The organism is Streptomyces sp. NPDC002386, assembly GCF_053593175.1.
In genome coordinates this window covers 408,449-420,134 of sequence record NZ_JBSFBX010000005.1, presented here as the reverse complement: position 1 = coordinate 420,134, position 11,686 = coordinate 408,449, and the positions used below count along the sequence as shown (strand labels likewise).

General features: G+C 70.1%; 10 protein-coding genes and 1 pseudogene. 8 read left to right on the top strand and 3 right to left on the bottom strand.

Annotation, left to right across the window (positions count from 1 at the left end):
* Positions 1-570: 570 nt before the first annotated feature.
* The 3 genes from ACWCPN_RS13955 to ACWCPN_RS13945 all read left to right on the top strand — a co-directional run bounded on the left by ACWCPN_RS13955 (position 571) and on the right by ACWCPN_RS13945 (position 4,011).
* Positions 571-1,296 (top strand): response regulator transcription factor, encoded by a 726-nt coding sequence (locus ACWCPN_RS13955; RefSeq protein WP_451205248.1) that lies wholly within the window; start codon positions 571-573, stop codon positions 1,294-1,296.
* A gap of 3 nt (positions 1,297-1,299) precedes the next feature.
* Positions 1,300-2,799, top strand: a complete 1,500-nt coding sequence (locus ACWCPN_RS13950) for a sensor histidine kinase (RefSeq protein ID WP_451205245.1) — start codon at positions 1,300-1,302, stop codon at positions 2,797-2,799.
* Positions 2,800-3,033: 234 nt separating this feature from the next.
* Positions 3,034-4,011 (top strand): YHYH protein, encoded by a 978-nt coding sequence (locus tag ACWCPN_RS13945; RefSeq protein ID WP_451205243.1) that lies wholly within the window; start codon positions 3,034-3,036, stop codon positions 4,009-4,011.
* 175 nt (positions 4,012-4,186) lie between these two features.
* On the opposite strand, the gene ACWCPN_RS13940 is transcribed toward ACWCPN_RS13945, so the two are convergent.
* The 3 genes from ACWCPN_RS13940 to ACWCPN_RS13930 form a co-directional block, all read right to left on the bottom strand.
* A complete protein-coding gene (locus ACWCPN_RS13940) occupies positions 4,187-5,470 on the bottom strand; it encodes an FAD-dependent oxidoreductase (RefSeq protein ID WP_451205305.1) in 1,284 nt (427 codons plus the stop codon).
* Positions 5,471-5,893: 423 nt separating this feature from the next.
* Positions 5,894-6,271 carry a fic family toxin-antitoxin system, toxin component gene (locus ACWCPN_RS13935; RefSeq protein ID WP_199213340.1) on the bottom strand — a complete coding sequence of 126 codons (378 nt, stop codon included), beginning with the start codon at positions 6,269-6,271 and terminating at the stop codon, positions 5,894-5,896.
* Positions 6,271-6,510, bottom strand: coding sequence for a hypothetical protein (locus tag ACWCPN_RS13930; RefSeq protein ID WP_451205240.1), 240 nt, complete (start codon positions 6,508-6,510; stop codon positions 6,271-6,273). Before ACWCPN_RS13930 ends, ACWCPN_RS13935 begins: the two co-directional genes overlap by 1 nt.
* 146 nt (positions 6,511-6,656) lie before the next feature.
* On the opposite strand from ACWCPN_RS13930, the pseudogene ACWCPN_RS13925 reads away from it, so the two are divergent.
* The 5 genes and pseudogenes from ACWCPN_RS13925 to ACWCPN_RS13905 form a co-directional block, all read left to right on the top strand.
* A pseudogene (locus tag ACWCPN_RS13925) lies at positions 6,657-6,863 on the top strand (transposase); the annotation flags it as partial.
* Positions 6,864-7,037: 174 nt separating this feature from the next.
* Positions 7,038-7,325: a hypothetical protein gene (locus ACWCPN_RS13920; RefSeq protein WP_451205237.1), complete on the top strand. Its 288-nt coding sequence runs from the start codon at positions 7,038-7,040 to the stop codon at positions 7,323-7,325.
* A gap of 683 nt (positions 7,326-8,008) precedes the next feature.
* Positions 8,009-10,699 (top strand): CHAT domain-containing protein, encoded by a 2,691-nt coding sequence (locus ACWCPN_RS13915; protein WP_451205234.1) that lies wholly within the window; start codon positions 8,009-8,011, stop codon positions 10,697-10,699.
* Positions 10,700-10,701: 2 nt separating this feature from the next.
* On the top strand, positions 10,702-11,208 hold the full coding sequence (locus tag ACWCPN_RS13910) for a trypco2 family protein (protein WP_451205231.1): 507 nt from the start codon (positions 10,702-10,704) through the stop codon (positions 11,206-11,208).
* A 137-nt stretch (positions 11,209-11,345) separates the two neighbouring features.
* Positions 11,346-11,636, top strand: coding sequence for a hypothetical protein (locus ACWCPN_RS13905; protein ID WP_451205228.1), 291 nt, complete (start codon positions 11,346-11,348; stop codon positions 11,634-11,636).
* Positions 11,637-11,686: the final 50 nt, after the last annotated feature.

Below are 11,686 nucleotides of genomic sequence, written 5' to 3'. Positions count from 1 at the left end.
GACCACGAAACCGCACACGCCCCCCACACCAGCAACACCAACGACCCCCAAACCAACTTCACCCCCACCGTCACCCTCCACCGCACCATCCACTAACCCCCGCCAACCACCAACCCAACAACCCCAACAACCCCAACAACCCAGGCCAAGGCGATGAAGACGACCTCACGCAAGGCGCTTCTCGTCCTGGACGGCACCCTGCTGCCGATCGACAGGATCACCGCAGACACTCCGCACTACTCAGGCATCAAGCGCAAGCGGGACAGCCTGCAGGTCAGGGTCCTCATAGGTCCGTTCAGTACCTACTTGCGTTCCCGGATTCTGAGCGGCGTGGTGGGTTGTCCGAGGACTCCGGATGTCGGACGTCGGTGCTTAGGCTGCGGCGAACGGCTGCGGCCGAGGTACGGTCCGATGCCCTGAATTGCTCGGCAGTTGTCGCGCCCTGCAGTGGCGGGAGGATGTCGGCTGAAGCAGCGCTTGGCGGCCGTTCAGCGGGGCGGGCCCGGGACGACCGCTCGCGTCGTCCCGGGCCCGCCGGAGCCCACAGCTCGCTGTCTTACTATCCCGCGCATGACTGCGACGACGTCGGGAGCGAACGCCCGGCAGCCACGTAACCGGATCCTCCTCGTCGAGGACGACGAGCCGATGGCCGAGCTGCTGGAAGCGTCGCTGCGGCACGAGGGCTACGACACCGTCACCGTCAGCAGCGGCCGTGACTGTCTGTCCGCCGGCCCGACTCCCGACTGCGATCTGTTGATCCTCGACGTCACCCTGCCCGACCTCGACGGGTTCGAGGTGTGCGGGCGGTTGCGCAGCGCAGGCTGTGAGCTGCCGGTCATCTTCCTCACCGCCCGGGACAGCCGGGCCGACCTGCGCATGGGGTTCGCGCGGGGCTGCGACGACTACCTTACAAAGCCCTTCAGCCTGGAGGAGCTGACCCTCAGGATCGCCGCCGTACTGCGCCGAAGTGGGCGGACCGACCGGGCGGACCGGCCATTGCGGATCACCGATCTCGTGCTCGACGACCGTGCCCACCGGGTGACCCGCGGCGGCCGGGAGGTCGTCCTCTCCCCCACCGAGTACCGGATCCTGCGCTACCTGCTCCAGGGGCGCGGCCAGGTGCTGTCGAAGGCGCAGATCATCGAGGCCGTCTGGGGGCAGGCCGAGGCAGGTCGTGGCGACGGCAACCTGGTGGAGGCGCACATCAGCCAGCTACGCAGAAAGGTGGACGCGCAAGGTCCAACCCTGATCCACACGGTGCGCGGCTTCGGCTATGTGCTGCGGTCGGAGAGGTGAGGCATGCGGCTGCGCGCGCGTCTGGCCCTGCTGGTGGCCGTGCTGCTCACCGGGTCGGTGGCGGCCTTCGGCGGCGGAACCCTGTGGTGGACCCGGTCGAACCGCGTCGCCGAGGCCGACGCACGGCTCCTGCGCGCCCGCGCCCAGCCGCAGTCGGCACCGCCGGGTCAGCCGGCGCGGTCAGATGTCCGGCCGGGCGAGGACCAGTCTCCGGCTAGGCAGGTCGCCCTGCTGCGCTTCGGTTCGCGGGGGCACCTTGAGGAGACCGTGCCCTCGGAGCTGACCGGGGACCTGGATCCGCTGCCGGACGTCCCCTGGACGACGGCGCTGTCCGGCGGCCCGGACGGCCAGATCAGAAGTGTCGGGAGCGTGGACGGCGCGCTGGAGTACCGCTGGACCGCGGTCCGCCGCCCCGACGGCGGCGTGACCGTCTTCGCCGTGTCGTTGGCGGAGGCGGCCCGGACAACCGACCTGCTGCTGGGGAGCCTGCTGCTGGGCGGCGGCGCCGTCGTGGCGCTCGGCGGCGGCGTCGGCTGGTGGGTGGTACGACGGCAACTGCAGCCTCTGGATGATCTGGTTGACGCCACGGAGGCGGTGGCTGCCGGTGACCTGACGCGCCCTGCCCGGCAGCGCGCCACCCAGGACGAGGTCGGACGGTTGACCACGCGGTTCGACCACATGGTCGTCCAGCTCGACGCGTCCCTCGCCGCCCGCGAGGCCGCCCGGATCAAGCTGGAGAAGTTTGCGGCCGACGCCTCCCACGAACTGCGCACGCCCCTGGCCCTCATCCGCGGCTACGCCGAGCTCCATGGCCGCGGCGGGCTGCCGCCCGGACCGCCGCTCGAGCGGGCGATGTCCCGGATCGCCACAGAGACGGAGCGGATGACCGGCCTGGTGGAGGATCTGCTCCTCCTGGCACGCCTCGATCACGAAGCCACGGACGTGGATGTCGACACGGATGGGGGCGCCGATGTGGACGTGGAGGTGGCCGCAGTCCTCTGGGACGCGGTCGAAGAACACCGCGCCGTCGGCCCCGGCCACCGGGTCGAACTGGACCTCGCGACCGGCCCGGCGGTCTCCGTCCGCGCGAACGCGCTGCGGCTGCGGCAGGTGATCGGGAATCTACTGGCGAACGTCCGCACGCACACGCCGCCCGGCACCGTCACCCGGATCGCTGCCGAGGCGGTCGGGCCGATGGTCGAGATTCGGGTGATCGACAACGGCCCCGGGATCGCGGCCGCCGACCGCCCGTACGTCTTCGAGCGCTTCTTCCGTCCCGACGGTTCCCGGGCGCGCACACGGTCCGCAACGGGGTCAGGTCTCGGGCTCGCCATCGTGGCGGCGCTGGTGAGCAGCTGCGACGGGACGGTGACCGCGCTGGAGACCCCTGGCGGCGGCGCCACCTTCCTGGTTCGGCTGCCCCGGCCACCGGCGTCGGGCGAACCGGTCGCGAGTGAGGTTTCAGCCAATCTTCAGGAGGACCTCAGCGGCTCGCGCCCCTGAGACTGCCAGCGTTCTCGCTCGACGGACCAGCAAGGCCCGGGGCCGCGTCGGCCGTGGGTCGGAGGCCGACCCGTCTTCACTCTCCCGAGCAAAGGAACGACCGTGACCGCGTCTGTGAAATCTGGAAGGTTCGCGCTGCGAGGGCTGGCCATGGCAAGCGGTACGGTGCTGCTGGCAGCCTGCGCGTCAGCAGTCCCCTCCTCCCCCACACAGCAGACCTCACCCGGGCAGTCCGTGAGCCCAGCGCCGTCGGTGGCCGGCGGAGGCGTCCCCGCGTCCTGGTCCGGGGTCACCGACCCCAAGAAGATCCCGCTCGGCGACGACATGGTTTCGACCGCTGCGCAGACCGGGCACGTCTACTCGTGCCAGACCTCCTTCCGCCCCGGCGGGGCACGACACGACGGCCCCTGGATGGACACCGCGAACAAGACGTGGGACTCCACCGCGAAGGTGCAGGTGCAGGGCGAACACAGCTGGCCAAACGCCGAGTACAACGAGACCGTCCAGGGCGACTCCCGGGTCATCACCTCCAAAGACCTGCCGACGCACCAGAGCACCGGCACCTTCCCCATCCAGCAGTCCGACCCGGCCTACGAGTACGACACCAACCCGAACGCCATCACGTCGAAGACCGTCAACCTCACCCTGCCGCTCACCCCGAGCCTCGCCGACAACGCCGGCTGTCTCCCCATGGGAGCCATCGGCATCCTCAGGAACGGCGTCTACCTCTACAACGCCCTCGACGACGCGGAACGGGACGCCGCGGCCCACGAGACCCAGGACATGTGCGACGGCCATCCCGATGGCGCGGAGGACTACCACTACCACGACATCCCGTCCTGCCTGCTCTCCGCCACCACGGAAAAGGGCTCGACCCTGGTCGGGTACGCACTGGACGGCTTCGGCATCTACGTCGAGCGAGACGACAAGGGCAACCTCCCCACCAACGCCGACCTCGACGGCTGCCACGGCCGCACCGGCAAGGTGATGTGGAACGACAAAGAGACGACGATGTACCACTACAGCGCCACCCTGGAATTCCCCTACACCGTGGGCTGCTACCGCGGCACACCGATCGAGGCCCCGGCACATGACCGCACCGGGGACAACCGCAGGGGCGCCGGTCAGGGCCAAGGCGCGAGCCAGGGGCAGGGCCGGCGCCAAAGGCAGGGACAGCGCCCGGCCCAGGGCGCGGGCCAAGGGCAGGGATAGCCCGACCACCGTCCACGGCAACCACGCTGATTCCGTGGTCTTCGGGAAGGTCTGACGTCCTCGTGGCGATGAGCGGCGCTCTGGCCTCCTGCGCCAGGGGCTGCCAGGCCCACCCTGAGAATCACCACCAGCGCTGCCGCGATGATGGCCGCGTAGTCATCGCTGATGGCCAAGCTCAGGAGTGCATGCGCTGCAGGGCTCTCATCCCACTGTCGACGACCTCGTCGTCGGATGCTCGGGCGAGCTCGTGGGCCTGGTCGCCACCGTTGAGGCCGAGGAGCACAGGCTTGCCGAAGGCCTTGTATCCGTTGACCCACCGGGACCACAGTTCGGGATTCGTGGGGTCGAACCATTCGATGACGTCGACGTCCATGTCCCAGAAAGGCTGGGGGAATTCGAGCCACAGCTTGTCAAGAAGACCGGCTCCCAGCGCTTTGACGGCCTCCTGTTTGGCGTCGGGCAGGGCCGGCTCGAAGTCGATCGTTGCCGCCTTGAGTACGCCGATCGGAACGGTGACCACTGCGCGGTCGGCCTGCACGGTGTTGCCGTCCCGCAGGGTCACCGTCACGCCGTCCGAGCCGTACCGGATGCCGGTGACGACGTGCCCCGTGCGCACCGGGATGTCACCGCGGACGTGCGCGAGGAGACGGTCGTAGCCCCGCGGGAGCAGAAGATCGGGTCCCTTCAGGTCCCGGCCCTCGAAGGTGGCCTCCACTGAGAGCTGGCTCGGCTCGGCGGCGTACTCCAGCGGATAGTTGATGTTCAGTGCGGTGCGCATTGCGGCGGAGGGATTGCGCGGCATTACGGAGGCGACGGTGGCTTCGTTGGGATCGTCGACCTGGTCCAGCTTCTTTTCGAGGCGGGCGAGTTCACGCGTTGCACGTTCGTCCTCGCCGGTGGAGTTGTCGTAGTCGAAGGTGTAGCTCGGGTCGCCGGTTTCTTTCAGGACGCGGGTCATGACGTTGCCGGAGGAGCCGTGGATCCAGGAGGCTCCCATTTCCGCCGGAACTCCGGCGAGGTGCTGGGTCCAGATGCGCCCGCCGACGCGGTTGCGGCCCTCGAGAACCGTCACCTGGTAGTTCTCGTCGACAAGCGTGCGAGCGCAGCCGAGTCCGGCGAACCCGGACCCGATGATCACAATGTGCTCGCCCTCCTCGGCCGCGTCGATGACTTGCCTGGCCGCGCGCCGTCCGCTCTCCAGTGCGCCGTGGGCTGTGGAGGGCGCCTCGGAGGACGTCGCCTCCCCGGCGAAGAACAGGCGGTCTTCCACCGGCGCGGCCAACACTGGGCGTGCCCTCGCACCCAGGCTGCTCGGTGCGAGGTAGGAGTAGGAGCAGCGGGCGAAGGGGTCGGTGGACCAGGACGTTCGCAGGTATGCCACCGGCTTTGGGATGGCAGGGTTGCCGCGTCTTGGCGCTGTGCCCAACTTGCAGGAAGCCATCGTCCCGGTGACGGCCATGGCGAGAGCCGAGCCGAGGAGCCCGCGGCGCCCGATTCGGTTCGGTGGCTTCATACGAGGCAATCCTGTCCAGGGGAGCGGTAAGGGAAAGTCGCCTGGAAGACGGGAACAAGACAGTCGTGGTTGCGCATCTGCGGTTGCTTCCTGGGGATGACGGCTGGCTGCCCGTCCTGGCCTCGCCCCCGGGCGGCCGCTGAGTCACTGAGCGCCATGGCTCGGTGCCCTGTGCCAAGGGTCGCGGGGGGGCGGGACGGGTCGGCCGGCTGTGCGGGCCGGGCATGCGATGGTCCCCGGACGTCGGGTGGCCCAGCGGTGCCGGCCGTGAAGCTTGCGTACGGGGCGAAGAGCGCTGCCGTCATGCACGCCTGTCCGTGTGGTGGGCGTGCCGGGCTGGACGTTTGGCGACGTGGAGGACTGCCGGCGTCAGGTGGCGGTGGGCCAGGTCCGCAGCAGAGCGGCGATCTTCCCCGCGGTGCAGGCGGGGTCGAGAAGCAGGTCCTTGAGAGCGATGGCGTCCTCGCGGGCGGGTTTGACGGTGATCCCGGCGGCTTCGAGGTACATGACGCCTGACGCGGCGGCGACGGCCAGGTTGGAGCGGTCCAGCCAGCGGCAACGGCCCAGCGTGTGCACCAGGGCGGCAGCCTTGGCGTAGGGGCCGTCGTACACGGGCTGCTCGAACAGTTCCGCCCGGTGGCGGGCGACCGCTGACACGGGCACGCCGTAGTCGTCGGGGGCTGGATCGTTTGCCCCGGCTGCCTCGGCAACCTGCAGGATCCAGGGAACGTCGATGTTCAGATCCATCAGGCTGCGCGCGCTCCTCGAGGCGTCTGCTCAGATTGTTCGGCCTCGTCGAAGATCGCCTGGTGTTCGGCCAGGAAGCGGGCGGCCGCGTCCACCGCGCGGGCGCGTAGGCCGCTGGTGTCGTCCTGCACCAACCGGCCGAGGTAGTCGCCGATGCTCAGCCCCAAGTCGGCGGCGCGTTTCTTCGCGAGTTCCGCTACGTCCTCGTCTACGCGCGCGCCCAGCTGTGTCTTCGCCATACCGGCATGGTAACAGCTGTTACCGGGGAGGCGGCGACGGGCGGCGCGCCCGCCCGGCCAGTCCGCACCTGGCGGCGCCGCTTCATCGAGCGGGGACTGGACGGCTTGTGCGACGACCCCAGGCCCGGCGTCCCCCGGAAGATCACCGCCGCCACCGGGCAGCGGAGTTCAAGAAGTTCCTCGCGAAGCTCGACAGGGAAGTCCCGGCTGATCTGCAGGCTCATCTGATCCTGGACAACTACGCGACCCACAAGACACCCGACATCGAACGGTGGCTGCTGGCCCACTCGCGGTTCCACCTGCACTTCACGCCGACCAGCGCATCCTGGCTGAACCTGGTCGAGCGGTGGTTCGGAATGGAGCGTCCCGTCGGCATGGAGTGGGCGTAGTCCCCGACTCCCGGGGCCGCACCGCATGCCTGTCGGCCTTGGCCAGGTCGTCGAAACGGGCGGCGGTGAACCTTCCGCACCGGGCCCACGTCTTCCTGCGCGACCATCCCCCCCCCTCACGTGCGGGAGAATCAGACCGTGGACAACAAGGCCGTTGAACAAGCAGACGAGCCCAACTACGTAGCAGGCCCCTGGTGGGCGGACTTGGGAACGTGGGGGGCTATCGCACTGATCGCTTTCGGCGGCATCGCGACAGCATGGGTCTTTTTCCGGCTTCCCGGCACCCCACAGGTGTCTGCGTCGGGCTACCACGGGGCCGCCAAGCTCATCGCCATCGGCCTCGTGAGCGCGGGATGCACCCTGATGAGCCGACGCCGCAGCCAGCCCACGACAATCGAGAACACGGACGAGCAGGAACACCCCTGAATCCACCAGCTGGTGAGCACCGAGACTCGACCAGCGGGAACCTTCCGCTGTGAGGCAGAGAGCATCGTCCCGGGTGGCCCAGGTGGGCAGTGGACCTGTCTGCGGCCAGGGTTGATCACGGGGATCGCGCAACGGCCGCGCGGGCGAGTGGGGCTCACCGACGTAGACGTCATCGGTGAGGCTTCGGCATCGCAGCCACTCTGATCGCCGACCGCAACCGGTGGCGGGAGGAAGCTCGGCACGCACTGGAGGTACGGCGCGAGATCTACACGGAATATGTCTCCGCCCTCAAAGCCCCGGGGGAGGAGATCCGCGCCGTCGCCCTGGGCGGCCACATGTCCGAGTCGGCACGCGACGCGGCGGTGCGGGAAGCCGTGCGCGGCACCGGTATCGACACGGCGAGCGAACGCCTCTGGCTCGTGGGTCCCCCACAGGTCGTGGAGGCTTGGAAGTCGTGGCCGTGCCGTCCTCGCGGCGGGTCCCGCGATCCGGTGCCTGCCGGGTGGCGTGGCCGCCGAGCCGCGGTACCGCACAGCCGCCTCGCCTTCCCGACCCGCCCCTCGGAGCCGCGAAGTGCCGGTGCTCGATACCCCACTCGGGGGAATCGGCGGTGCTTCGCCACGGATCGCCCTACTGTGATGTCCCGTCAACTGTCAGGACGATGCGGCGCGGGGTGAGGGTGGGTGTCGGGCGGCAAGGCCGGTCAAGAGGGACAGGACTGGCGCTGGCGGCTGGCCGCGGCGGGCGACGCCTTCGCCATGCGGGTGCTGGCCACCGCGCTGGCCGAGGACGGGCGTAACGACGAGGCCGTCGCGTGGTGGGAGAAGGCGGTCGCGGCCGGAGACGAGACCGCGCTGCGCCAACTCGCGGATCACGTGGGCGCCAGAAGCCTGGAAGGACAGCTGCGCCGGCGGGCCGAGAGCGGTGACGTGAGCGCCATGGGCAACCTGGCGAAACTCCTCGTGCGCAACAGCGGCGGCCAACGGCTCGACGAAGCCGTCCACTGGCTGACGCTCGCCGTGCGCGCGGGCGCCACGCTGGAGCGGGAACTCGTCGCGGCCCTCGACAGCGCCGGACGGTCGGCCGAGGCAGAGGACCGGCTGCGGCACATGGCCGCCGCCAGTGATCTTCGTGCCTTGCGCGATCTCGTCGCGCGGCTGCGCGAGGGCGACGACGGCGAGCGGCTCGACGAAGCGGTCGTCTGGCTGACCCGGGGCCTCGCAGCCGGTGAGCCATGGGAGTGGGACCTCATCAGCGTCCTCGACCGCGCCGGGCGCGCGGACGAGGCCGAGGCGCGGCTGCGGCGGCTGGCCGACCGCCATGACGTCAAGGCGGTGGCGACGCTGGTGCGGCGCGCCCCCGATACCAAGCGTGTGCAGGTGTCCCGACGGGAGCTGGACGGGCCCGTGCGGGCGCGCGCCGTGGACCACATCCGCCGGGTGGCAGCCGCGCTCGCCCGTCTCGATGTGCAGGAGGAGGCCGTCCGCTGGTGGACGGCGGCGGACGCGCTCGACGACCGTATCCTCTCCTCCCCCGCCGCGCGCCTGGCCGCCCGGCCGGCTCCCGTGTCCGGGGCCCCGGACGCCGGTGTGGAGTGGCAGTTGCGGGAGATGGCCGCCACCGACGACGTGACGGCGACGCGGGTGCTGGCCGGATATCTCGCGCGGACCGGCCAGACGGCCGAGGCCGTGCGAATGTGGACGCGCGCTGACGCCGCGGACGACCGTGGCCTGTGGGGCGGTGTGTTCAAGGCGCGCGCCCTTGGCGGCACCTCAAACGGCAGGGCGACCGACGCCTCTCCCGCGGACGCCATGTCCGAGGAGACCCCGGCCGGGACTGCAGGGGAACCCGACGCCGCTCCTGCGACGGCCACGCACCACTTGTCGGCCCAGATGCCCTGCCAGGCCGGACTGTGCGAACCGGTCAGCGTGGTCGTGCGGGTGCCGTTCGCGGTGGATCACGACGACGGCGGGGTGTCGGCCCCGCTGGCCGGGTTCCGGCCGGCGCGCGAGGGCTCCCCGTTGACACTCATCGTGCGGGCGCCCGCCGGTCTGGAACCCCAGGGTCCGCTGGAACACACCGTGCTGGTACCGCCCTTCGATGCCCCCGCGCCGGTGCGGTTCGCGTTCCTGACCCGGGAACCGGGCCTGCACCGCGTCCGGGTCAGCGCCTGGGCCGGGGGGACGTTCCTCACCGAGATCGGCCTGGAGGTGTCGGTAGAGCGCGACGGCCCCTACGCGGTGAAGCCGCCCAGCACCGCCGACATGGGCGAGATACGCGCCCAACCCGGCGAGGTCACGCTGCTCGTGGACCGGGTCGGCGACCAGTACACGTTCCGTCTCATCTCCGACCGGTGCATCTACGGCGCCGTCCTCGCGCAGGCCCTCACCGCCGCCCCGGAAGCGGCCGCGGAGCGCGCGTACGCCATGCTGCAGAGACTGGCCGCGGGCCGCGGGGAGTACTCCGGCGCCCACGCCCGACGCTGGATGAAGGAGACGGGGGTGGGTCTGTGGACGGAGATGGTTCCGGACCCGATCAAGGAGCAGTTCTGGCAACTGCGCGACCACATCACGGCCTTCAGCGTCGCGTCCGAGCACGACGTCCTCCCGTGGGAACTCCTCTATCCCGTCGCGCCGGGCCGTGACGAGGGGTTCCTGGTCCAGCAGTTCCCGGTCCTGCGCCACAGTCTGGGCCGGCCCCGCTCGTCCGTGCTGCCGATCGGTGAGCCGCACTACGTGGTCTCCGCGCGGGCCCCGGTCAACGGTGACAGCGAGATCGAGTCGATCCGCCGGATTCTCGGCACCGGAACCGTCGTGGACACGCTGGACGGCGTCCTGACCGTCGTTGACGCGGGCACGACGGGACCGCTCCACTTCACCTGCCACAACACCTTCGACCCCGGCGGCGGTTCGTCGATCCTCCTCGCGGACGGCCCCTTCGTCCCGGCTCTTTTGAACAGCGCCGTCGCCCGCCGCGCCCTGCAGGACGGCCGTCCGCTCATCTTCATCAACGCGTGCCGGGCGGCCGGAGCCGTCCCTCAGTACACCCGGATGCTCGGCTGGGCGCAGCAGTTCATGGGCGCGGGCGCCAGCGCCTTCGTGGGCACGCTGTGGGCGGTGCGCAGCGACAGCGCCCAGCGGTTCGCGGAAGCCTTCTACGCCTCCCTCTCGGCGGGGGAGCCGCTGGGCACGGCCGTGCACCGGGCCCGCTCCCACGCCGGACACGACGAGACCGACCCCACCTGGCTGGCGTACACGGTCTACGGTGATCCCGCCGCGACCACCTCCATCCCCGCCCCCGCCGCTGCGCCCGCCCCTGGCGTTTTCAGTCCCGCCCGAGTCGTCCCCACCCCCGTCCGATGCGAGGACACGTGAACGTGACCGACGACGGCGTGCCCGTCGAGGACCTGGTGACCGCCGTCAAGCGAGCGGTCACGGAGTCGAACATGTCGGCCACCACGGCTGGGCGGGATCTACGTGTCACCTCAGTGCGGCTCACCCTGCACGCCCTCGCCACCGCGACGGCCGGCGGCTCCCTGAACTTCCGACTGCCGTTCATCGGCATGAAACTCAGGATCGGACGCACGGTGTCCCGCCGCGACACCCATGCCATCGAGATGACCCTGGTGCCTCCCGACCTGGAGCACCAGCACGAGCTGCGGCACGGCACGGTGGACACCGTCCTGGTCGACGCGATCGCGATGATCCGCCGCGTGACGGCATCGGCGCAGACCGGGGACGATCCGTTCCACCTCCAGGAAGGCACGGTGCGGCTGGAGTTCGCGATCACAGCGGACGGGTCCGTGTCCCTCGGCCTGGACGGCGCCCAGCACGACGAGGTGACCCACACCCTGCTCGTCACGATCGCTCCTCCGACGGACTGAACCGCACAGCGCAGCAATAACTCCTCCGATTGCTGTCCGGTTCGGACCGTGAGACATGGCCTTCGGCCGGGTAACCGCTGCTGTGATCGACGCAGGGCGCTGACGGCGTCCGCTTCGCGGTAAGGAGATGAGGACGCATGACTACAGGCGCGAACTCGGCGAGGATCACGGCGAAGGTCCAGGGCAGGGACATCACACTCCACGGCCCCCTGACCAAGGACGAGATCCGGAGCACGATCTGGTGGTGGCAGAGTGCCGACCCCAAGACTCCCCAGGAACAAGAAGAAGATCAGCACGATCACGACGACTCCCACAAGGACGTGATCACGACCTTGGGCGGGTACTACGAGGTCTCCCCCGACCCCCGTACACCCGAGGCCGAAAGACTCGTGGACCTGGTGTACGACGAACTCAACTCGAACGAGTGACACAGCGCGGCACGGACGTAGCCGGTGTCCGAGACTGCAGGTGGCCGGTC

Excerpts from the sequence above, each read along its gene's own strand:
- ACWCPN_RS13950 (WP_451205245.1), top strand. The coding sequence starts at position 1,300 with ATGCGGCTGCGCGCGCGTCTGGCCCTGCTGGTGGCCGTGCTGCTCACC.
- ACWCPN_RS13955 (WP_451205248.1), top strand. The coding sequence starts at position 571 with ATGACTGCGACGACGTCGGGAGCGAACGCCCGGCAGCCACGTAACCGG.
- ACWCPN_RS13905 (WP_451205228.1), top strand. The coding sequence starts at position 11,346 with ATGACTACAGGCGCGAACTCGGCGAGGATCACGGCGAAGGTCCAGGGC.
- ACWCPN_RS13935 (WP_199213340.1), bottom strand. The coding sequence starts at position 6,271 with ATGGATCTGAACATCGACGTTCCCTGGATCCTGCAGGTTGCCGAGGCA.
- ACWCPN_RS13930 (WP_451205240.1), bottom strand. The coding sequence starts at position 6,510 with ATGGCGAAGACACAGCTGGGCGCGCGCGTAGACGAGGACGTAGCGGAA.
- ACWCPN_RS13940 (WP_451205305.1), bottom strand. The coding sequence starts at position 5,470 with ATGGCCGTCACCGGGACGATGGCTTCCTGCAAGTTGGGCACAGCGCCA.